Below are 21,590 nucleotides of genomic sequence, written 5' to 3'. Positions count from 1 at the left end.
CGGTGAACGCCACACTCTTGACCCGCCCGCCGGTGGTCCAGATCGACACCGTGCGGCCGGGGATCTGCCAGGACAGCATCCGGTCGTCGTAAGGCTGCGCACCCTGCGGGCGGAAGGAGATTGGCTTGTCGGCGGCCCGGCGGTAGCGCGTGGAGCCGGGCCTGCCGAGGTTTCCGGCCCTCAGGTTCGCCTTCAACGTGGTGTACGCATCACACGTCTTCTTGATGACGTGCTGGGCTGCCTGCGCGCCCAGCCCCCAACGGGACTTGACGGAGTCGTAAGTGTGCTTGCGCAAGGGGAAGTTCTTGAACTCACCGCGCGCGAAGGCCACCTCGCTCACCCAGGAGGCGGCCTCGTTGCAGGCGTGCAGGGTTGCCTCCAGTGCCGCCGCCTGCTCGGGCGTCGGCAGCAGCCTGACCTGCACCACCAGCTTCACAAGCACCGAACGTATACACCCGCACGACAGACCACTGCACGTTCGAAGTGGATCACCTGAACGAGTGACACACGCGGTCGTGTGTCAGCGCCCTGAGCGAACGAGAGGCCCAGCCGCTCCGCGGCCGGGCAGACATCATGGCGCTGCGGCGCTCCGCGCCGCATGACTCAGGATGCGATTCCTCCCGGGCATGAATGCCCGGGGTTCCTCGCAAGAAACAAATTGAAGGGGGAGTTCGTCTGGCACACCCACGAGGACACCGATGAACCGTTCCTGGTCATCAGCGGGCGGCTCACCATCCAGCTCAGGGACGGCGACGTGGTGCTGGAACCTGGCGAGTTGTTCGTGGTTCCCCGTGGAGTCGAACATGTCCCCTGGCGGACGAGGAGACCGCGATCCTGTTGTTCGAACCGGCGGGAACGATCAATACCGGTGAGGCAGGCGGGCCGATGACCAAGGCGGCCGAGACCCTCGGCTGACCTGCAGGGCGCGGGTGGTGGGAGTTGGCCCGGAACGGACGGCACCGCCCGTCCAACCGCTCCCACCACCGATCCGGCACGCACGGCTATCGGGCTCTGCCGTCCCGAGTGGCCGCAGGGCGCGGACCACGTCCGGCGACGCGGCGGCGCTGCGCGGGCAGGGTCTCCGTGGCCCGGGTGGGGCCGGCCAGGAGGTCCAGCGGGTCGATGCCGTAGTGCGCGGCCACCGCGTCGCAGTCGGCCAGGCTCCAGGCGGCGGTTCCGGACTGACGGCGGCTCACCTGCGCCTGGCTCACGCCCAGAGCGGCGGCCAGTTCCGTCTGCGACTCACCGGTCGCGTACAGCAGCGCGGCCACCGCCGACCGCACCCGCTCGTCAAGCGTCATCCGCATGGTGCGGAACCTACCACTCCAGCCGCACCGGTTATGCGGTAAACGCATAGAGAATGAAGCGCCCTCACGCGATATCTGTGTACGTACACAATCCGACCTCCCGACTGGCACCGCTCTAACCTCGAAGAAATGCTGCCGACACATGTATTTACAGCGCCTGCAGCACCTCCTACTGTGAACGTTCACGGAAATCATCCACATGGTCATGTCAGACAAGGAGGTCGGGATGACCGTCAAAGGTCCGCGCCGCCTCGTGAGAGCCGCCATGCTCCTGGTGGCCCTCGCCCTGCCCGCATCCCTGCTCACCACGCCCAGCGCCTCTGCCGCCGGTTCGCTCACCATGCTCGGTGCCGATGTGTCGACCGCCCAGCGCGCCCTCGACCTCGGTGCCAAGTACTACGACGCGAGCGGCACCGCCAAGGACCCGCTGGACATCCTCAAGGGCCTCGGCGTCAACTACGTCCGCCTGCGGGTCTGGAACAACCCCGCGAGCGGCTACAACAACAAGGCCAAGGTGCTGTCGTACGCGAAGCAGGTGAAGGCCAAGGGGCTCAAGCTGCTGGTCGACTTCCACTACTCGGACACCTGGGCGGACCCGGGCAACCAGAACAAGCCCGCGGCGTGGGCCGGCCACAACATCAGCCAGCTGCAGACCGACGTCTACAACTACACGTACGACGTCTGCAACAGCCTCAAGTCGCAGGGCACCACCCCGGACAGCGTGCAGATCGGCAACGAGATCAACGTCGGCATGCTGTGGAACGAGGGCAAGGTCGTCAACAACGACTTCACCAACCTCAGTCTGCTGCTCAAGTCGGGCTACAACGCGACCAAGGCGTGCAACAGCGGCACCCAGGTGATCATCCACACCGCCGACGCCGACAGTGACTCGAACGCCCGCTGGTTCTACGACGGCATCAAGGCCAAGGGCGTCAACTGGGACATCACCGGGCTGTCCTACTACTGCCCGTGGCACGGCACGATCGCCAACATGGGCAGTGTCGTGGCCGACATGAAGTCGCGCTACGGCAAGAACGTCATCATCGCCGAGACGGCGTACCCGTTCACCTCGGCCAACGCCGACAGCACCGCCAACTCCATAACAAGCGGCTGCTCGGGCTATCCGCTCAGCTGGCAGGGACAGGCGGACAACTTCACCGCCGTGCAGAACGCCGCCCGCAGCAACGGCGCGATCGGGGTCTTCTACTGGGAGCCCACCTGGTACGCGGTGACCGGCAACGGATGGGACCCGACCAACATCAACAACAGCGGCAACGGCTGGGACAACATGGCCGTCTTCAACTGGACCGGAAATGTGAACCCGAACATCAAGTGGACCCCGTAAGGGACGACTTGGACCCAGGAACGGCACCGCCGCCGGGCGGTGCCGTTCGTCGTTCCTCCGGCTTCACGGAGCGCCGGGGCGATAATCACCCCCCGCCATGAGGGCAGCGCAGCGGGTCACATTACTCTGGCGTAGCGCCTGACCGAGGGAAGGAAGCCATGGGGGTCCAACTGAACAGCGGATCGGCAGCCGGTCACGGGTCGCTGGAGTCGATGAGTCTCGAACCGCTCATGACCCGCGACTACGAACGGGATCCGGCGATCGTGTACGAGCGCCTGCGCCGGGCGCACGGCCCGGTCGCGCCGGTCGACCTGCTGGGGGTGCCCGTCTGGCTCGTGCTGGGCTACGAGGAGGCGTTCCAGGTTCTCCGTGACGACCACGCCTGGCCGAAGGGGCTCGAGAACTGGCGGGCGCGGCGGGAAGGGCGGCTCCCCGAGGACTGGCCCCTCGCGCCCTCGCTGGACGTCAACCACGTGCTGATCCAGGGCGGTGAGGGCTACCGGGGCCTTCGGGTGGCCTGGGACACCGCGCTCCGGCCGTTCCAGGATCCCCGGCATCCGGTGGCCAAGCGGCTCAAGGCGAAGATCACCCGTGACGCCGACGAGCTGATCACGCTGTTCTCGCAGGGCGGGCGCACGGGGTGGGCCGATCTGTCGGCGCAGTTCGCGCGGCCGTTGCCGTTGATGGTGGCGAGTCACCTGCTCGGCTTCCCCGGTTCGCAGCACGACGACGCGCTGATGGACATGTGGCGGGTGCTGGACGCGGGGCCGGACGCGGGGCCCGCGCTGGAGCGGCTGCTGGCGACCTTGTCGGAGCTGGGCGCGTCGAAGATGAAGGAACCCGGCGACGACTTCCCCTCCTACCTGCTCGCCTCCCATCCCGGGCTGAGCGTCGAGGAGTTGTCGCGCGAGCTGATGATGCTGCTCGGGATGACGTCGGACCATGTCGGCATCCTGATCTCCAACACGGTCGTCGAGGTCATCACCGGGAACCTCCCCGCGAGCGCCAGTCTGTCGGCGGGGCTCATCAGGGAGACCATGAACCGGGTGGTGATGCAGAAGCCCCCGCTGATCAACTTCGTGCCGCGGTTCCCGCTGACCGACATGCGGCTCGGCGAGTACACCATCGCGGCGGGCGATCCGGTGTGGGTCTCGGTCGGCGCCGCGCACGCGGACCCGGCCTTCGCGGGCAAGGTCTGCCCCGAGTCGACCATCAGCACGCGGGCACATCTGTCCTGGGGCGCGGGCCCACGGCAGTGTCCGGCCCGGGAACTGGCCGGTGGCGCGGCGGCGATCGGTGTGAGCAGGCTCTTCGAGCGGCTGTCCGGGCTGGAGTTGTCACTGCCCGTCGACCAACTGCCCTGGCGCTCCTCACCGTTCATGCGGGGTCTGCGGTCACTCCCGGTGCGCTACACCCTCTCCGACGCGGCGGCCCTGCCGGTGCCCCCTCCCCCGGTCCTCCCCGCGCCGGTCGGCTCGGCTCCGGCCGACGAGACCGCCGTACGACCGCGTTCGTCGCTGTGGCGCTACCTGGCGGGGCTGGTGCGCGGGCACTGACGGCCCCTGGAACACCGGAGCGGGCCACGAACTCATAGGAGTTCGTGGCCCGCTCTTCGCGGTAGGGCCCGGTCAGCCGGCCGGAGGTGTGCGGATCGCGGCGATGTCGAACTGAAGGCGTACCTTCTCGCTGACCATGGCGCCGCCCTCGGCGAGCCTGGTGCTGTAGGTCAGGCCCCATTCGGAGCGGTTGATGGTGGTGGTGCCGTCGAAGCCGGCCCGTTGGTAGCCGAACGGGTCGGTGACATGACCTATGTAGGTGAGTTCCAGGACCACGGGGCGGGTGGTCGTCTTGATGGTGAGGTCGCCGCTCATGCGGTACACGTCGGGGCCGACCGCTTCCACGGCGGTGCTGACGAACCGCATGCGCGGATAGGTCGCGGCGTCCAGGAAGTCACGGCCCACGAGGTGGCCGTCGCGCTGTTCCACGCCGGTGTCGACGCTCCCGGTGGAGATGACGATCTCCGCCTTCGAGCGGGACGGGTCGCGGCCGTCGAAGTAGAGGCGGCTCTGGTACTCCAGGAACGCCCCGCGCACGGTGGTCACCATGGCGTGGCGTACCGAGAAGCCGATCCTGCTGTGTGCGGGGTCGATGGCCCATTCCCCGGTCAGGGCCGCCAGTCCAGGATCAGGAAGGACGGCTGTGGCAGTGGCCGACGACCCGGTGGGGGGCTGGGCGACGGCGGCGGGTTCCGTGCGGTCCGCGCGACGGAACGGGGTGCCACGGTTGAACAAGTTCATACATCACCTAATTACTGCACGGGAGTTGTTGCCGCAAGCCATGATCTGCCGTCGACGAAATATCCACGCATTCGTCACACGATTCCCTGAAGGTGGGGGGAAATCAGCTAGTCGACCCCGACGAGGGTGCGCACTTCGAAGTCCTCGTATGTCTCCTTCGTTTCCGGCGGGCTGAGTATCGAGCCCAGCCAGCCGAGGAGGAAACCGGCCGGAATGGAGACGATTCCGGGATTCTGCAAGGGAAACCAGGCGAAATCGGCGTCCGGGTAGAGCGAGGCGGGGACGGAGCTGACGACCGGGGAGAAGACGACGAGGAGGACCGAGGTGAGCAGGCCGCCGCAGAGGCTGAGGAGGGCGCCCTGCGCGGTGAACCGCCGCCAGAAGAGGCTGTAGACGAGGGTCGGGAGGATGGCGGAGGCGGCGATCGCGAAAGCGAGGAAGGCGAGGGTCGCGGAGTTGGCACCCCAGGAGATCAGGGCGAGCAACATGCCGAGGATGCCGATGACGGCCGCCGCGAGCCGGGCCACGGCCAGCTCTTCCGTCTCCGTCGCCCTGCCCTTGCGGATCACCTCGCCATAGAGGTCGTGGGCGAGCGAGGAGGCGGCGGCCAGGGTGAGGCCCGCGGCGACCGCGAGGAGGGTGACGAAGGCGAGACAGGACAGCAGGGCGGTCAGGATGGCGCCGCCCAGTTCGTGCGCCAGCAGCAGCACGGCCGCGTTGCCCGTGCGGTCGTTCTCCGCGATGGTGTCGCTGCCCAGGACCGCGGCGGCGCCGAGGCCGAGGATGCCTGCTGCCAGGCAGACGAGGCTGACCAGGCCCATGGCCCACACGACCGAGGTGCGCAGGACATCGACCGACTTCGGGGCAAGCAGGCGCATCATCACGTGCGGGAGAGCGGCGAGGCCGAGCACGATGGCCAACTGCAGGCTGAAGAAGTCGAGTTTGCTGGTGGCACTGGCGCCGTAACGCAGTCCGGGCTCCAGGAACCGCGCGCCGTGTCCGCTGTTGTCCGCGGCGGCGGCGAGCAGGTTCTCGAAGTTCCAGTCGAAGCGGTGGAGCACCATCACGCCGGCCACCGTGACGCCGCAGATGAGCATGACCGCCTTGACGACCTGGATGAAGGTGGCGCCGGGCATGCCTCCGATGGCGGCGTAGACGATGACGACGGTGCCGATGACGATGACGCACAGGGTGCGGGTGGCGGCGCTGGGTTCACCGGTGAACTGGGTCAACAGGGCGACGCTGCCGACGAGTTGGGCGACCAGGTAGAGGGTGGTGACGGCCAGCGTGCACAGGGCCAGGGCGAGGCGGACCGGCCGCTGCATACGCGTCAGCCGTACGGCCAGGGTGTCGCCGAGGGTGAACTTGCCGGTGTTGCGCAGGGGTTCGGCGATCAGCAGCAGGACCATCATCCAGGCGACCGCGGTGCCGCACAGGTAGAGCAGTCCGTCGTAGCCGGTCAGGGCGACCAGGCCGGTGCTGCCCAGGAGGGTCGCGGCCGACAGGTAGTCGCCGCACATGGCCAGTCCGTTGCGCAGCGGGGACATGGCGCGGTTGCCGAGGTAGAACTCGCCGATCTCGTCGCGTTGGGGTGCGGTGAGCAACGCGGTGAAGAGGGTCACCACGACCACGGACAGGAAGAGCACGAGCGTCAGCTGCAGGCTGAGGCGGTCCACGACGGGGGCGCCGAGCGTCACCATGGGCGGTACTCCTCACCGCGGGGGGCCGTGCGTGCCTCGAAGGCGGTGCGTTCGCGTTCCGCGGTCTCGTGGTGGCGGACCAGCCCGCGCAGACCGCGGACCACCGGGGTGACCCGGGTGCGCATGTGCACGAGGTAGCGCCACACGATCACGCCCATCAGCACGAACTGCCCAAGGCCCAGCGCCAGTCCGACCGTGAGATGGCCGCTCACGGAGGTGTTCATCAGGCCGGGCACGAAGCTGGACAGCAGGACGTACAGCAGGAACCCGCCGACGGCGACGGCCGTGGCCCGGACACCGAAGCGGCGGTGGCTGCGGCGCAGGGACTGATACGCGGGCTCGCGGGACACCGGTTGCCGGTCCGCCGGTTCGGGGCCCGTTTCGTAGGGGGGCGGCGGCCCGCCGAGCCCCGTGGAGTGCCGTGACACATGCACCTTCTTTACTGCCGCGCCGGTCGTGGCATCAAAGGCACGCCGGAGTCGTGCTCGTACGGACTTGTGGGGGGTCGTGAATCTGGAATTCACGTGATTCGAATTCGCGCTTGACGACAAGCCTGGTGAGGCGGTCGGCCGGGGAGTCGGGGGTGGCGACGAGGCCAGGACCGGGATTGTTGCAGCGCCCCCGTTGAACTATCAACCGGCCGGTCGAACCGAATCGGGGAGCTGACTCATTCACGTGCTTCGATACTCGTACCCGCCGTCCGGCAGCCTGCGAAAAGGCCGACCTCCCGAATAGGTCTGCACCTTCCCTCCGGCCAGGTTGTCTCAAATGCAGTGCACAGGGGGCGTTCCACGTCACGCACAGGCCCTTGTCACGCACGGACTAAGGCCGGCCCCTCAGGACTCACCTCGCGCAAACAGAACGGCGTTGGGCTCGGCCCGCCGCGGGGGCGCTGCCATATTCGAAGGCCACTTCGGAGGTGGCTGTGACACTAGAGGTGACGACGACACGTCTGCCGGACCGCACCGCCGACCGCGTCCTCGCGCTCGAGGCCCGCCGGGCGCAGGCCGTGGCGGGGAACGGGCCGAGAAGACGTGGCAAGTTCAGTGCCCGGGAGCGGATCGACCTGCTGCTGGACCCCGGCTCGTTCACCGAGACCGGTCTGTTCGTACGGGCCCGGCCCACCGGGGACGGTGCCCGTCGTCCCTACGGGGACGGGGTGATCACCGGGTGCGGCACGATCGACGGCCGTGCCGTCTGCGTGTTCGCCCAGGACTCCGCGGTCTTCGGCGGCAGCATGGGGGAGGCCTTCGGCCAGAAGACCGTGGCCCTCATGGACCTCGCCCTCCGGACGGGATGCCCGGTCATCGGGCTCAACGACGGTGGCGGCGCCCGCATCCAGGAGGGCGTCGTCTCGCTCGCCCTCTACGCCGAGCTGGTGCGCCGCAACGTCCAGGCGTCCGGGGTGATCCCGCAGATCTCCGTCGTCCTGGGCCCGTGTGCCGGCGGGGCCGCGTACTCCCCCGCCATCACCGACTTCACCGTGATGGTGGACGGCGCCTCGCACATGTTCGTCACCGGTCCCGACGTCATCGAGGCGGTCACCGGGGAGCGCACCAGCGCCGAGGAGCTGGGCGGCGCCCGCACCAGCAACTCCCTCAACGGCAACGCCCACTTCCTCGCCGCCGACGAGACGGAGGCCCTGGACACCGTACGGGAGCTGCTGTCGTACCTGCCCGCCAACAACCTGGAGCGGCCGCCGCAGTACGCCCCCCTGCCACCGCCCGCCGACGTGCCGCTCGACGAAATCGTGCCGGACCGGCTCGGGCAGGCGTACGACATGCGGGACATCCTGCGGGCGGTCGTCGACGACGGTGAACTCCTGGAGGTCCAGGAGCTGTTCGCGCCGAACATCATCTGTGCGCTGGCGCTCGTCGAGGGGGCGCCCGTCGGCGTCGTCGCCAACCAGCCGTCGCATGCGGCCGGCGTGCTGGACATCGACGCATCCGAGAAGGCGGCGCGTTTCGTACGGTTCTGTGACGCGTTCGGCATTCCGCTGCTGACCTTCGCCGATGTGCCGGGCTACCTCTCCGGGGTGCGGCAGGAGCAGGCCGGGATCATCCGGCGCGGCGCCAAGCTGCTGTACGCCTACGCCGAGGCGACCGTGCCGAAGGTGACGGTGGTGGTGCGCAAGGCATACGGCGGCGGGTACGCGGTGATGGGCTCCAAGCACCTGGGCGCCGACATCAACCTCGCCTGGCCCACCGCACGGATCGCGGTGATGGGCGCCGAGGGCGCGGTGGGCGTCCTGCACCGGCGTGAACTCGCCGCCGCCGAGGATCCCGAGGCGCTGCGGGCCCAGCTCGTGGACGCGTACGAGAGCACGCACGGCACGCCCTATCTCGCCGCCGAGCGCGGGTACGTCGATGCCGTGATCGCCCCGCGCGACACCCGTGACCACATCTGCCGTGCCCTGCGCGCGCTGCGCGGGAAGCGCTCCCCGATGCCGGAGCGCCGGCACGGCAACATCCCGCTCTGACCTGCCTCGCGAGGAGACCTGCCCGATGGACAACCGCCGTCCCCCGCTCGCCCCCGCGTTCCGGAGCCTGCCGGAGTACGTACACCACTGGGCCCGAACCACCCCCGACCGAAGGGCGTTCACCTTCGTCGACCATCCCGCCCCGGATTCGCGTGGCGTCCACCGCACGCTGACCTGGCGCCGGCTCGACGTGCGCGTGCGGGCGGTGGCCGCCCGGCTCGCCGAGGAGGCCGAGCCCGGGGCGCGGGTCGCGCTGCTGTGCCCCCAGGGGCTGGAGTACGTCACCGGGTTCCTGGCGACGCTCGCCGCCGGCCTCATCGCCGTACCGCTGTATCCGCCCGGTCTGCCGGGTCAGGGGGACCGGCTGACGGCTGTCCTGGCCGACGCGCGTCCCTCGGTCGTCGTGACGACGAGCCGGCACCTGGGTGAGGTGCAGGAGTTGTGCGACCGGGTCGTCGCGGTGGACCAGGTCCCGGACGCCGCCGCGAGAGACCTGGAGCCGGCCGACGCGGAGGTCGCCTATCTCCAGTACACGTCCGGTTCGACCCGTACTCCGGCGGGCGTGGAGATCAGTCACGCCAATGTCGTCGCCAACGCCCGTCAGGCGCTGAGCGCCTACGGCGCCGATGCCCATCCGGTGACGTGCGTGGGCTGGCTGCCGCTGTACCACGACATGGGGCTCGTCCTGAGTATCGCCGCCCCGGTCGTGCGGGGGCTGCTGTCGGTGCTCATGGATCCGGTCGCCTTCCTGCACGAACCCGCGCGCTGGCTGCGGCTGTTGGCCGCGCATCCGCGCGCGCTGAGCGCGGCACCGAACTTCGCCTACGACTACTGCGCCTCGGCGGTGACCGACGCGCAGAAGACGGATCTGCGGCTGGACCGGGTCGTCGCGCTGATCAACGGCAGCGAGCCGGTCCGCCCCGGCACGGCCGACAGGTTCCAGGCGGCCTTCGCCGGTCAGGGGCTGGTCGCGGAGACCCACTGTCCCTCGTACGGGCTCGCCGAGGCGACCGTCTTCGTCAGCGCCGCCCGGCCCGGGCAACCGTTGCGGCGCTTCGCCCTCGACCGGGACGCGCTCGCCGAGGGCAAGGCGCTGCCCGCACGACCGGACGACCCCAGGGCCGTGCTGCTGGCGGGCTGCGGCACTCCGGCGGGGCAGCAGGTCCATATCGTCGATCCCGTCTCCGGGGCCCTTCTGTCCGAGGGCGAGGTCGGTGAGATCCAGGTGCGCGGTCCCAACGTGGGCCGCGGCTACTGGAACCAGGAAGAGCAGACCCGGCGCGTCTTCGGAACCGACGGCCGGCTGCGCACCGGTGACCTCGGAACGGTCCTGGAGGGGCAGTTGATCGTCACCGGTCGGCTGAAGGACCTGATCGTCGTCGACGGACGCAACCACTATCCGCAGGACCTGGAGGCCACCGTCCAGGACACCCATCCGGCGGTCCGGCGCGACCGGCTCGCCGCGTTCGGTGTCGCTGGCGGCTCCGGTGAGCGGGTGGTCGTGGTGGCCGAACACACGCGGACCACGAGCCTCGCCGAGATCGACGTACCGGCTCTGGTACGGGCCGTGCGTGCGGCCGTGTCCGGACGGCACGGGGTACGCCTCGCCGACGTCCTGCTCGTCCCGCCGGGCACGGTACCGCGGACGTCGAGCGGCAAGGTGTCGCGGGCGCTGACACGCGAGCGGTATCTGGCGGGTGCCTACGCGGCGGACGGCGCCGCGTGAGGGCCGTGGACGCGGGTGCGGTGCGCCGCCTGGTCGCCGAGCGGGTCGCCGCGTGGACCGGTACGCCCGTCGCGGAGGTTGCGATGGACCGGCCGCTGGCGGATCTCGGCATGTCCTCACGGGACGCGGTCGTGCTGGCCGGGGAACTCTCCCGGCTGACGGGACGGCAGCTGCCGGCGACATTGCTGTGGGAGGCGCCCACCGGGGAGGCTCTGGTGGCGCACCTGTGCCGCACGCCGTCGCCGACCACGCCGCCGGCGCCCGCCACGGTGGCTCCACCCACCTCGGAGCCCATCGCCGTCATCGGGCTCGGCTGCCGTCTCCCCGGCGGCGTGCACGGCCCGGCCGACTACTGGCGGCTGCTGACCGACGGCGTCGACGCGATCGGACGGGTCCCGGAGGACCGTTGGCGCGACTTCACCCCCTTCCCGCCCGAGGACGCGCTCCCCTACGGCGGCTACCTCGACGACATCGCCGGGTTCGACGCGGACTTCTTCCGGATCACCCCGCGCGAGGCCGCCGTGATGGACCCGCAGCAGCGGATCCTCCTGGAGGTCGTCCACGAGGCCCTCGCCCATGCCGCCGTCCCGGCCGCGTCCCTCGCGGGCACGGCCACCGGTGTCTTCGTCGGGGTCTCCGCCCCGGAGTACGGCTCGCTGACCGGCGCCGACCCGGCGGCCGTCGATCCCTGGGCGCCGGCGGGCGGTGCGCTGAGCGTGACCGCGGGCCGGCTGGCGTATGTGCTGGACACCCGTGGACCGAGCATGGCCGTGGACACCGCCTGCTCCTCCTCGCTCGTCGCGGTGCACCACGCCTGCGTGAGCCTGCGCACGGGCGAGAGCGACACGGCGATCGCCGCGGGCGTCAACCTGCTGCTCTCTCCCACCGTCACCGTGGCGTTCCGGCGGGCGGGCGCCCTCGCGCCGGACGGCCGGTGCAAGCCGTTCTCACCGGACGCCGACGGCATCGGCCGCGGTGAGGGCTGCGCGGCTGTGCTCCTGAAGCGGCTGTCCGACGCCGAGCGGGACGGCGACCGGGTGCTCGCCGTCATCCGCGCCACGGCCGTCAACTCCGATGGCCGCTCCAACGGTCTCCTCGCCCCCAACCCGGCCGCCCAGCAAGCCCTCCTGACCACCGCGTACGCCCGGGCCGGGCTCACCCCCGCCCACGTCGACTACGTCGAGGCGCACGGCACCGGCACCCCGCTCGGCGACCCGATCGAGGCGGGCGCGCTCGGCGCCGTCCTCGGGGCGGGCCGCGACCCCGACCAGCCACTGCTCCTCGGCTCCGTGAAGTCGAACCTCGGGCACCTGGAGTCCGCCGCGGGCATCGCCGGGCTGGTCAAGACCGTCCTCGCACTGCACCACGACGTCATCCCACCCTCCCTGCACTGCTCCGAGGGCAGCGCGCTGGACGACGTACGGCTGCGGGTGGTGTCCGAGGACGAACCGTGGCCGCGCTACGGCGGCACCGCCACGGCCGGGGTCTCCGGGTTCGGGTTCGGCGGCACCAACGCCCATGCGGTGCTGGAGGAATGGCGACCCGGCGTGCTGCCCGCGCGACGGAGCGAGGAGCCCGGGGCCCGGCTCCATCTCCTGTCCGACGTGGACGAGGAGCGGCTGCGGGACACCGCGGCACGGCTCGCCGACTGGCTCCGGACGGCGGCCGCGCATCCCGCCGACGTGGCGCGCACGCTGGCCGGACGGACCGGCCGCGGAGGGGTGCGGGCCGGGGTGGTCGCACGGGACCGTGACGAACTCGCGGACGGCCTCGACGCGTTGGCGCAGGGGCGACCGCACGGGCACGTCGTGACCGGTGAACGTGATCTCGTGGGTCCGGGCCCGGTCTGGGTCTTCTCCGGGTACGGCAGCCAATGGGTGGGGATGGGGCGCCGATTGCTGACCGAGGAGCCCGCCTTCGCCGCCGCCGTGGAGAAGCTCGACGCGGAGTGCGGGCTCTCCCTGTACGACCGTCTCGCGTCCGGGAGCGAACTCGACCGGCTGGAGGTGGCCCAGCCCGTTCTGTTCGGACTCCAGGTGGCGCTGGCCGAGTTGTGGCGTTCCTACGGCGTCGAGCCCGCCGCCGTCATCGGCCACTCCCTGGGCGAAGTGGCCGCCGCAGTGTGCGCGGGTGCGCTGGATGTGTCGGAAGGGGCCCGGATCGTCGCCGTACGGGCCGGACTGCTCAGCAGGCTGCAGGGCGGGGCCATGGCGGTCGTCGACCTGGACGACGGTGAACTCGACGCGCTGGCCCGGGACTTCCCCGGTGTGCATGTCGCGGTTCACTCCTCGCCCGGGCAAAAGGTCGTCACCGGTGAGGAACCGGCGGTGGCGCGGCTCGTGCGGTGGCTGGAGCGGGAAGGGCGGGCGGCTCGGTCCATGCGGGTCGTCGGTGCCGGGCACTCGCCCCACGTCGAGCCGCTGCTCGCGGAGTTGGCCGAGTCCCTGGCCGACGTGGGAGGCAGAGCGCCCCTCGTGCCGGTGTACTCCACCGTCCTGGACGACCCGCGCGGCGACGGTGTCTTCGACGCCGCTCATTGGGCCGCGAACCTGCGGCGGCCCGTGCGGCTGGATCGGGCCGTCGCCGCGGCCGCCGCCGACGGTCACACCGCCTTCGTCGAGATCTCGCCGCACCCGGTCCTGGCCCGGGCCATCACCGACAACGTGCCCGGTGCCCTCACCATCGGCTCGCTCCGGCGGGAGGCCGACGGATGCTCCGACTTCCTCACGCAGGTGGGGACCTTGTACTGCGCGGGCGGACGGCTGCCGCTGCCGCCGGGGCGGGTCGTCGACCTGCCCGCGCCGCGCTGGAAGCACGCGCGGCACTGGTGGACGGACGGGCGCGGGTCGGCACCCACGAAGGTGCGGACCGAGGTGCCTGCCGACGTTCCGGGAGCGCCATCTGCGACGGTTCGGGCCGAGGTGCCCGAGGACACCACCGTCGCCGCCCGCCTGTGCCACCACATCGCCACGGTCACCGGCCACCCCGCGGGCCGGGTCGCTCCCGCCACCGCGCTGGCCGACCTCGGGCTCGACTCGCTGATGGCGGTCCGTATCCGCACCGCCGTCGAGCGCGATTTCGGCATCGAGCTGCCGCTGCGCGGCCTGCTCGGCGCCACCACCGTCCAAGACGTGGCCGACCGTGTCCGGCCGGGGCCGGTACGCCCGCTGCGCGTCACCCGCGGCCGTCCCCCGCTCTTCCTCGTGCACGCCGCCGGCGGAACGACCGACGTCTACCGGGCACTGGCCGAACGGCTGGGCGACGAGCTGTCGGTGTACGGTCTCGAACGCCTCGAAGACGCCCCCACGGTGACCGAGAAGGCGCGCCGCTACGCCGAGGCCATCACAGCCGTCCACCCCGACGGGCCCTGTCTGCTGGGCGGTTGGTCTTTCGGCGGCTTCGTCGCCCAGGAGATCGCGCGGCAACTGACCGCAGCGGGGCGGGACGTGGAGCTCGCGGTCCTCATCGACTCCGTACGCCCCCTCCCCCAGCCGGACCGAACACCGGCCGAACGGATGCGCGCCCACTTCGAGGGGTTCGCCGGACACGTCCGCGACGCCTACGGGGTCCGGCTCGAGCTGCCGTACGACGACCTCGTCGCGATGGACGACGACGGAGAACGCATCGACACCGTGCTGGAGATCCTGCGCGCGTCCGCCGATGTGCCGCCCGCCGCCCTGGAGCACCAGCGGTCCTCCTACCTCGACCTGAGGATCGGCGAGGCCCACCGGCCGGGCCGTCACGACGGGCGGGTGGTCCTGTACCGGGCCACGGAGCCCGCTCCGCACACCGTGCGTGACCCCGCCTACGAACGCGACGACCAGACACTGGGCTGGGACGAGGTGTGCCCGCGCCTGACCGTCGTGCCGATCGCGGGACACCACCTGTCGCTGCTCGACCCGCCGCACGTCGACGAGATCGCCGCCCGTCTGGGACGCGAGCTCGCCGAAGGGACCCGCTGAACGTGATCCGAGGAGAGCCGCCATGCACCGTCGCACCACCGGAGTGTCCCGACGTACCGTCACCAAGGCCGCGGCCGGTGCCGGTCTGGCCGTCCTGCTCGGCGCCCGGACCGCCGCCGCACTGGGGTCACGCACCGTCGACGTGTCCGTGTCCTCCGCCGCCCTGGGCCGCAGTGCGCCGGTGCGGCTGATCCTGCCGTCGGGATTCGGCTCGCAGCCCACCCGCACCTACCCCGTGCTGTATCTGCTGCACGGCGCCCACGACGACTACACGTCCTGGACTCGGGAGACGGACATCGAGGCCTTCACCGAGGGCCGGGACCTGATCGTGGCGATGCCCGACGCGGGGCCCACCGGGATTCCCACCGCCTGGCGCGGCGGGCCCGACTACGAGACCTTCCAGCTGAAGGAGGTCCCGGCGCTGCTCGCCCGCGACTACCGGGCCTCCGGTGTGCGGGTCGTCGCGGGGGTGTCCACCGGCGGCTACGGCGCCATGGCGCACGCGGCGCGGCACCCGGGCATGTTCACCGCGGCGGCCTCCTACAGCGGGATCCTCGACACCATGGCGCCCGGTGTCCCCACCCTGATGGACGCCATCGTGGCCCGCGAGAACCTGGTGCCCACCTCGCTCTGGGGCAATCCGTTCCTGAACCTGCTCACCTGGCGCGACTTCAACCCGCGGAGCCGGGCCGCGGGACTGCGCGGCACCGCCCTGTACGTCTCCAGCGGCAGCGGGCTCGCGGGAGGCACGGGTGACTGGCTGCCCGAGGCCCTGGAGAGCGCCCTGTGGCCCTCCGCCCACAGCTTCACCGACACGCTGGCGCTGCAGCGCATCCCGGTCACCACACACTTCTACGCAGGAGGAGGGCACAGCTGGGCCTACTGGAAGCAGGAGTTCACCGCGTCGTGGCCGATGCTCGCCCGAGGTCTGGGGGTGCCGCAGTGATGTCGGTACCGTCGGGACACGGAACGCAACGCAGGGGTCGTCCGTCCAACACAGGACTTACCCCTCGCCCCACGGGCAACGGCCCGCGGGTGAGCCGCTTCCGGGTGAAAGGAGGGCCCCCCTTGGCCACCCCCGCCCCGCACGGCGTCCCGGAGGGCCACGGCGCCGCCGCGGTCCCGCCCGACCTGGCCGAACTGCTGCGCGCCCAGCTGGAGGAGGTCGCCGACGAGGTCGAGGAGGAGGTCCGCCGGCAGGTACCCGAGTACGCGCGCCCGGCCGACGGGACCTACCGCGAGAACCTCAGAGCGGGCGTGGTGCAGGCGCTGACCTTGTTCGTCGACCACATCGCCGACCCGCGCGGCCGCGGGGACGCGATCGCAGCGACGTACTACGAACTCGGGCGCGGTGAGGCCCTGGAGGGGCGCAGCCTGGACGCGTTGCAGTCCGCACTGCGGGTCGGCGGTCTGCACGCCTGGCGCCTGATGGGCCGTACTGCCGAGCAACTCGGCCTCGACTCCGCGGTGGTCACGGCGCTGGGCGAGCTCGCCTTCCGCACCGTGCACGAGGTTGCGGAGGCGGCTGCGGCCGGGTACTCCGAGGCACGCGCGCACAACACGGACGAACTGGAGCGGCGCCGCAGACGCCTGCTGGACCTGCTGCTCGGCGAGGGGCCGGTCGCACCCGCGGCGGTGCAGGACATGGCACACGGTGCCCGGTGGTCGGTGCCCAGGCAGGTCGCGGTCGTCACCCTCGCGGCCACGCCGGACCAGCGGGAGGAGGAGTGGCCGCTGGCCGCCGCGGGGGCACTGGTGGACATGGAGTCGCGGCCGCCGCGGATGCTGATCCCCGACCCGGACGGCTCCGGGCGCTTCGGGGGCCGGGCGTTCAGCCTCGCGCTGCGCGGGCGGCCGGCCGCGATCGGGCCGACGGTGCCGCTCACCGAGGCCGCCCAGTCGCTGCGCTGGGCCACCAGGGCGCTGGGGTTGATGGGACGCGGGATCCTCCCCCGGCAGGGGGTGGTGCGCTGCGCGGACCACTTGTCGACCCTGCTGCTGCACAGCGACGAGCCGATGCTCGACCAGCTGCGGGGGCGGGCCCTCGCACCGCTCGACACGGTGTCGGAGGGGCAGCGCGAGCGGCTTGCCGAGACGCTGCTGGCGTGGCTGCTCAGCGGCAGCAATGTGCCCGACGTCGCCGCCCGTCTCCATGTCCATCCGCAGACGGTGCGTTATCGGCTGCGTCAGCTGGAGAAAGTCTTCGGTGATGCCCTGCACGATCCAGGCGCCCGTCTGGATCTCATTCTGGCACTCACCACGGCACAAAAGAGCGAGGAATTTCTGAATTCCCGTCCATAACACCGGTCACGGTCAAGCGAATAAGTTTCGGGACGTCCTTTCCACAGGCGTATCACACGCCCCACCCTCAAAGGATCCCCATGCGTATTCGCTTGTACCTCGCCGCGCTCTCGCTGGTCGGCGGCGCCGGTGTGGCCACCGTCTCGGCACCACCGGCAACCGCCGCGGCCTGCTCGGACATCGACGTCGTCGCCGCTCGCGGCACGTTCGAGCCGGGCACGCTCGGTCTGATCGTCGGCGACCCGGTGTACTCCGCCCTCCAGAGGAAACTCACGGGCAAGAACGTGAGCAGCTACAAGGTGAACTACCCCGCGGACCTCTCCCTCACCTCGGCCGCGCAGGGCAACGCGGATCTGGTGAACCACGTGAACAGGCAGGCGGCTTCCTGTCCGAATCAGCGTTTCATTCTGGTCGGCTATTCGCAGGGCGCGAATGTCGTCGACAACTCCATCGGTATCAGCAGCGCCGGCGCGGTGGTCGGCAGTCCGATCGTGGCCACCATTCCCGCCGCGCTGGAGTCACGGGTGGCCGCGGTGCTGCTGTTCGGCAACCCGATCCGGGCGATCGGCAAGAGCGTCACCGGCACGTACCAGAGCCGCACCATCGACTTCTGCGCCAAGGGTGACCCCGTCTGCGAAGCGGGCGGCAACGACACACTGGCGCACCTCGGCTACACGGCGAACGCCGACGCGGCGGCAACCTTCGCCGCGGGCAAGGTCTGAGCGACGGCACGCGGAAGGGCCCGGGAGGAGAAGTTTTCCTCCCGGGCCCCTCGCACGCCGCCGGGCTATCGAGACGTGCGGGCGAACACCGCGAGGGCGGTGGACACCGGCTCGGGCCGGCCGTTGTGTGGACACCGCCGACGAGCAGTCCGGCGCCTGCAAGGTCTGAGCGACAGCGCACGGAAGAGCCCGGGAGGAGTTCTCCTCCCGGGCCCCTCGCACGCCGCCGGGCTATCGAGGTGTGCGGGCGAACTCGGTGAGGGCGGTGGACACCGGCTCGGGCCGGCCGTTGTTCTGTACCGGCGCCGCGGTCAGCACGTCGAGGTGCTGGTAGCCGTCCGCGACCACGGGGTGCAGGTCGGCGGGGACCCGGCCGGCGAGCAGTCCGTCGCCCGCGAGGACCGTGAGCGTCGGGTTGGCGGTGAGCCCGTCCGGGTGCACGACGAGCCGCTTCACCTGCGGGGAGGTGGCCAGTTCGAGGTCGGTGACCAGCTTGGTCGGGAAGTACTGCTCGGTGAAGTCCAGCGGCTGCCCGGCCATGCTGCGCGCCAGCTCCTGGATGTCGGTGACCTCCTTGCCCGCCGCCGTGAACGGCGTCCCGTCCGACGACCGGTACCCGGGGTCGTCCGGGTCGCCGACACGGTCGTAGTTGCGCCAGGTGTAGAGCGGACCGTGCGGCTCGGCGGGAATGGCCTTGTACTCGGTGCCGAAGAGTCCCGGCTGCGACGAACTCCCGTTGGCCACGGGGAAGTTCTTGTCGGTGATGGGCCCCCCGTCGAAGAAGCCCACGCTGCTCTGGAGGAACGCGAGCGGGACCGACTGGTCGTCCATCAGCGACCCGAGGATCGCCTCGTTGGTGAGCCGGAAGTCCTTCACCGCGGGTGAGCCGGTGAGGAAGGTGGCGGTGTCCTTGGAGAACAGGAAGCGGTTGGTGGCCTCGATGTTGGTGTTGGCGGGCAGATAACTCGGCAGGTCGGCCTCGCCGCCCGGATTCTGCAGGGCACCCACGCCCGCGATGGCGAGCAGGGTCATGGTCTCGGGGTTGAGCAGGACGGGCGCCGACAGCGAGCGCGGGAGCAGTCCGCTGTCGAGTCCGGCCTGGACGACGCCGTAACCGAGGCCCACGTCCGGCAGGTTGGTGTCGTCCGGGATGCTGCCGCTCAGGTCGCCGAGCGAGGTGGAGACGGTGGTGTCGAGGGCGAAGTAGCCGGCGCACTGGTTGTGTCCGGCGTCGGCGGTGGTGGCGGGGTTGCCGTCGAAGTCGGCGGCGGCGAAGTAACCGGTGATGACACCGCCGAGCGAGTGGCCGCCGCACAGCACCTTGTCCTTGCGGACGCCCTGGTCGGGCAACTCGGCGGCGAGCAGGGTGTATTCGTCGCGTACGGTCTGCTCGATGCCGAGATTCGCCATCCATCCGAGCTTGTCGTTGCCGACGAACCCGGCGAAGGTGCGGCCCGCGACCTGTTTGCCGCGGTAGTAGTAGTCGACGGCGGTGTGCTGGTCGCCGGAGGCGATTCCGGTGCGGTCCTCGAGGCAGTTGGAGCGCCGGTCCAGGGCCCAGAACTCGATGTGCCGGCCCTGCTCGGCGGCGCGCGTCACGGTGTTGCGGGCGACGCTGTCGAAGGCTCCGGCCCCCTCCAGGATGCCCGGTTGAGCGACCAGGACCCGGTCGGCGTCGGCCGATGACGCGGGGCCCGAAGAGGACCGGTAGCGCAGATACGACAGCCAGTCGCACGCCGCCGGACGGGCCCCGAAGGACGCCGGCAGGGGTGCCTTCACGCGTACGACGGTCTCGGTCACACCCCCGCTCGTCCCGACGGGTGTCTCGGTTCTCGCGCTGTCCGCGGACGCCGACGGGGTGAACGCCCCGGTGGTCAGCAGCACCGCCAGCGCCGCGACACGTAGCGTCCTAGGGGTTCTTCCTCTGCTGCGACTCGTGTTCATGCTGGGACCGTAGGGCTGCGCGGGCACGGCTCTCGGCGGTTGCTCACAAGAACGCAGGGCCCGGTGGGCGCTTTGTCACCAGCCGCAGAGAGGACGTCAGCCGTCGTGCAGGGTACGGCGCGGCGAGCGGTCGTAGGAGTGCCGGTAGAGGGTGGCGAAGCGGCCGGGGTGGTAGAAGCCCCACCGGGCGGCGATGTCGGTGACCGTGGCCCCGGTCTCGGGGTCGGCGGCCGCCAGCTCGTCATGCGCGTGGGACAGACGGGCCTGCCGGACGTACGCGAGCGGGGTGCTGTCCAGGTGCCGGCGGAAGGCGTACTGCAGCGCGCGGACGCTGATGTGGGCCGCCTCCGCGATCTGGGCGACGGTGAGGGGCCGGTCGGCGTGGTCGTCGATGTAGGCGAGGGCGCGGCGCAGGGCGGCGGGGTGGGCGTCCTGGCGCTCGGAGCCGGTGGGATCGGTGGCGGCCGTGTGGGGGAACGTGGCCAGGACGGTCGCGGCCAGGTGCTGGGCGGCGGTGGAGGCGACGAGCGGCTGGTCGGCGACCGCGGGATCCGACAGCACGTGGTCCTGCACATAGCGGATGGTCGACCGCAGCCGGTCGCCCGCGGCGGGGGTGTGCGGCCGGTGTCCGGTCAGCCGGACCGGTTCCTGGTGCCGTCCGCCCGTGGTCCCCGCGACCTGGGTGAGCAGCTCCGGGTCCAGCATGGTGATGTTGTAGCGGGCCGCTTGGATGCGGCCCGCGTAGGACAGTTCCGGAGGGGCGAAGGACACCACGTCGCCGGGGCCGAAGGAGTCCGAGACACCCTGGTAGACGTGGTCCTCGATGGTGCCCTGGTGGACGACGCACAGGCAGATCCGGCCCAGCGGGGTGACGGCGTAGCTCATGTCGAAGTCCAGGTCGAGTTCGTCGACGCTGACCGAGTCGATGGCACTGCGGTGGATCCGGGCACGACTGCTGTCCGACGTACCGCTGCCGATCCGCATCTTCGCGTAGGCGTGACTGAGGAAGTCCTCAGTACGGTCCAGGTCATCGCTGTCGAACGTCAGCGTCTCCATCGCAGCCAGGTCCTCCCGATCTCGGCTCGGCTCCTCTTTCGCACATACCCGCGAATTTCGTTTTCTGTCCTGCCAGGTCACAAGGTGTGCGTCCGGTGGCTCGTCGCTCACGGTCCCGTCCGTCCAGGCTGGGCGGATGGCGACCGAGGAAGTCGCCGGGCATCAGAGGAGAGGGCGACAGGACTGCATGACGCAACACGAAGAGCTGGTTGAGAAGATCGAAGAACTCCAGGAGGAAATCGCCCAGCTCCGGCAGGCCCTCGTCTCGCACGCCGTCGTCGACCAGGCGATCGGTGTCGTCCTCGCCGTCAGCGGTCTCCGTCCCGACCAGGGGTGGGAAGTCCTCAAGGCCGTGTCCCAGCGCACCAACACCAAACTGCGGGACGTCGCCCAGCACGTCGTGCGCTGGCCCGACCTCGGCAGCCTGCCGGCGGAGATCCGCCCGGCACTGCGCATCGCGCTGACCGAGGCGCACACGGCGCACGGAGGCCGGTCGCTGATACGGCAGGAACAGCGGTGCAAGGGCCACAGCAGGGCCCCCTCCGGGAAAACCGAGTGACGAGCCGGGACGCCTGTGCGTACCGTTGACCGTATGGAGATCAGCAGCCGGACCCACATCGCAGCCGCGCGAGCGACCAGCTCGCCGGCTGCCGACGCCTGACCTCCCCACTCCCCCGGCGGCCGGAAACGGACCGCCGGTGCAGGACCTCTGGTCGCCGTCTGTTCCCGCGGTCGTTTCCGGTCCCACGAG

Annotated in this window: 16 protein-coding genes and 1 pseudogene; 10 read left to right on the top strand and 7 right to left on the bottom strand. The window is 70.8% G+C overall.

What is annotated here, in order from left to right:
- Positions 1–436 (bottom strand): annotated as a pseudogene (locus tag RNB18_RS18750) (RNA-guided endonuclease TnpB family protein); the annotation flags it as partial.
- A 162-nt stretch (positions 437–598) separates the two neighbouring features.
- Between RNB18_RS18750 and RNB18_RS18745 the strand changes: the two are divergent.
- On the top strand, positions 599–889 hold the full coding sequence (locus RNB18_RS18745; RefSeq protein ID WP_311715212.1) for a cupin domain-containing protein: 291 nt from the start codon (positions 599–601) through the stop codon (positions 887–889).
- Between the two features lie 112 nt (positions 890–1,001).
- On the opposite strand, the gene RNB18_RS18740 is transcribed toward RNB18_RS18745, so the two are convergent.
- Positions 1,002–1,307: a helix-turn-helix domain-containing protein gene (locus RNB18_RS18740; protein WP_311715211.1), complete on the bottom strand. Its 306-nt coding sequence runs from the start codon at positions 1,305–1,307 to the stop codon at positions 1,002–1,004.
- A gap of 226 nt (positions 1,308–1,533) precedes the next feature.
- Here RNB18_RS18740 and RNB18_RS18735 point away from each other — a divergent pair, with 226 nt between their 5' ends.
- Together RNB18_RS18735 and RNB18_RS18730 are read left to right on the top strand one after the other, a co-directional pair.
- Entirely contained in the window at positions 1,534–2,652 is a 1,119-nt protein-coding gene (locus RNB18_RS18735) for a glycoside hydrolase family 53 protein (RefSeq protein ID WP_311715210.1), read from the top strand.
- 158 nt (positions 2,653–2,810) lie between these two features.
- Positions 2,811–4,208 (top strand): cytochrome P450 family protein, encoded by a 1,398-nt coding sequence (locus RNB18_RS18730; protein ID WP_311715209.1) that lies wholly within the window; start codon positions 2,811–2,813, stop codon positions 4,206–4,208.
- A 72-nt stretch (positions 4,209–4,280) separates the two neighbouring features.
- On the opposite strand, the gene RNB18_RS18725 is transcribed toward RNB18_RS18730, so the two are convergent.
- From RNB18_RS18725 to RNB18_RS18715, 3 genes are all read right to left on the bottom strand, one after another.
- Entirely contained in the window at positions 4,281–4,949 is a 669-nt protein-coding gene (locus RNB18_RS18725) for a YceI family protein (RefSeq protein WP_311715208.1), read from the bottom strand.
- 107 nt (positions 4,950–5,056) lie between these two features.
- Entirely contained in the window at positions 5,057–6,649 is a 1,593-nt protein-coding gene (locus RNB18_RS18720) for a solute symporter family protein (protein ID WP_311715207.1), read from the bottom strand.
- The gene (locus RNB18_RS18715; RefSeq protein ID WP_311715206.1) at positions 6,643–7,077 is read right to left on the bottom strand and encodes a DUF485 domain-containing protein; all 435 of its coding nucleotides are present in this window, start codon (positions 7,075–7,077) and stop codon (positions 6,643–6,645) included. Before RNB18_RS18715 ends, RNB18_RS18720 begins: the two co-directional genes overlap by 7 nt.
- 509 nt (positions 7,078–7,586) lie before the next feature.
- On the opposite strand from RNB18_RS18715, the gene RNB18_RS18710 reads away from it, so the two are divergent.
- The 6 genes from RNB18_RS18710 to RNB18_RS18685 all read left to right on the top strand — a co-directional run bounded on the left by RNB18_RS18710 (position 7,587) and on the right by RNB18_RS18685 (position 17,839).
- On the top strand, positions 7,587–9,128 hold the full coding sequence (locus RNB18_RS18710) for an acyl-CoA carboxylase subunit beta (protein WP_311715205.1): 1,542 nt from the start codon (positions 7,587–7,589) through the stop codon (positions 9,126–9,128).
- Between the two features lie 25 nt (positions 9,129–9,153).
- Entirely contained in the window at positions 9,154–10,854 is a 1,701-nt protein-coding gene (locus RNB18_RS18705; RefSeq protein WP_311715204.1) for a fatty acyl-AMP ligase, read from the top strand.
- The gene (locus RNB18_RS18700; RefSeq protein ID WP_311715203.1) at positions 10,851–14,816 is read left to right on the top strand and encodes a type I polyketide synthase; all 3,966 of its coding nucleotides are present in this window, start codon (positions 10,851–10,853) and stop codon (positions 14,814–14,816) included. The genes RNB18_RS18705 and RNB18_RS18700 overlap by 4 nt, the downstream gene beginning before the upstream one ends.
- 22 nt (positions 14,817–14,838) lie before the next feature.
- Positions 14,839–15,762, top strand: a complete 924-nt coding sequence (locus RNB18_RS18695) for an alpha/beta hydrolase (protein WP_311715202.1) — start codon at positions 14,839–14,841, stop codon at positions 15,760–15,762.
- Positions 15,763–15,884: 122 nt separating this feature from the next.
- Entirely contained in the window at positions 15,885–17,117 is a 1,233-nt protein-coding gene (locus tag RNB18_RS18690; RefSeq protein ID WP_311715201.1) for a PucR family transcriptional regulator, read from the top strand.
- A gap of 80 nt (positions 17,118–17,197) precedes the next feature.
- The gene (locus tag RNB18_RS18685) at positions 17,198–17,839 is read left to right on the top strand and encodes a cutinase family protein (protein ID WP_311715200.1); all 642 of its coding nucleotides are present in this window, start codon (positions 17,198–17,200) and stop codon (positions 17,837–17,839) included.
- 231 nt (positions 17,840–18,070) lie between these two features.
- Here RNB18_RS18685 and RNB18_RS18680 read toward each other — a convergent pair whose 3' ends face one another.
- A complete protein-coding gene (locus tag RNB18_RS18680; RefSeq protein WP_311715199.1) occupies positions 18,071–19,783 on the bottom strand; it encodes a hypothetical protein in 1,713 nt (570 codons plus the stop codon).
- Between the two features lie 96 nt (positions 19,784–19,879).
- On the bottom strand, positions 19,880–20,839 hold the full coding sequence (locus RNB18_RS18675) for a helix-turn-helix transcriptional regulator (protein ID WP_311715198.1): 960 nt from the start codon (positions 20,837–20,839) through the stop codon (positions 19,880–19,882).
- A gap of 187 nt (positions 20,840–21,026) precedes the next feature.
- Between RNB18_RS18675 and RNB18_RS18670 the strand changes: the two genes are divergently transcribed.
- On the top strand, positions 21,027–21,398 hold the full coding sequence (locus RNB18_RS18670) for an ANTAR domain-containing protein (protein ID WP_311715197.1): 372 nt from the start codon (positions 21,027–21,029) through the stop codon (positions 21,396–21,398).
- Positions 21,399–21,590 lie beyond the last annotated feature (192 nt).

Origin of the sequence: Streptomyces doebereineriae, assembly GCF_031845645.1 — a bacterium.
Taxonomy (GTDB): Bacteria; Actinomycetota; Actinomycetes; order Streptomycetales; family Streptomycetaceae; genus Streptomyces; species Streptomyces canus.
This window is presented reverse-complemented; position numbering and strand designations above follow the sequence as displayed.

Bases quoted from the DNA above. Each gene is read 5' to 3' on its own strand.
- RNB18_RS18745 (WP_311715212.1), top strand. From the start codon at position 599: ATGACTCAGGATGCGATTCCTCCCGGGCATGAATGCCCGGGGTTCCTC.
- RNB18_RS18740 (WP_311715211.1), bottom strand. From the start codon at position 1,307: ATGCGGATGACGCTTGACGAGCGGGTGCGGTCGGCGGTGGCCGCGCTG.
- RNB18_RS18735 (WP_311715210.1), top strand. From the start codon at position 1,534: ATGACCGTCAAAGGTCCGCGCCGCCTCGTGAGAGCCGCCATGCTCCTG.
- RNB18_RS18730 (WP_311715209.1), top strand. From the start codon at position 2,811: ATGGGGGTCCAACTGAACAGCGGATCGGCAGCCGGTCACGGGTCGCTG.
- RNB18_RS18725 (WP_311715208.1), bottom strand. From the start codon at position 4,949: ATGAACTTGTTCAACCGTGGCACCCCGTTCCGTCGCGCGGACCGCACG.
- RNB18_RS18720 (WP_311715207.1), bottom strand. From the start codon at position 6,649: ATGGTGACGCTCGGCGCCCCCGTCGTGGACCGCCTCAGCCTGCAGCTG.
- RNB18_RS18705 (WP_311715204.1), top strand. From the start codon at position 9,154: ATGGACAACCGCCGTCCCCCGCTCGCCCCCGCGTTCCGGAGCCTGCCG.
- RNB18_RS18695 (WP_311715202.1), top strand. From the start codon at position 14,839: ATGCACCGTCGCACCACCGGAGTGTCCCGACGTACCGTCACCAAGGCC.
- RNB18_RS18685 (WP_311715200.1), top strand. From the start codon at position 17,198: ATGCGTATTCGCTTGTACCTCGCCGCGCTCTCGCTGGTCGGCGGCGCC.
- RNB18_RS18680 (WP_311715199.1), bottom strand. From the start codon at position 19,783: ATGAACACGAGTCGCAGCAGAGGAAGAACCCCTAGGACGCTACGTGTC.
- RNB18_RS18675 (WP_311715198.1), bottom strand. From the start codon at position 20,839: ATGGAGACGCTGACGTTCGACAGCGATGACCTGGACCGTACTGAGGAC.
- RNB18_RS18670 (WP_311715197.1), top strand. From the start codon at position 21,027: ATGACGCAACACGAAGAGCTGGTTGAGAAGATCGAAGAACTCCAGGAG.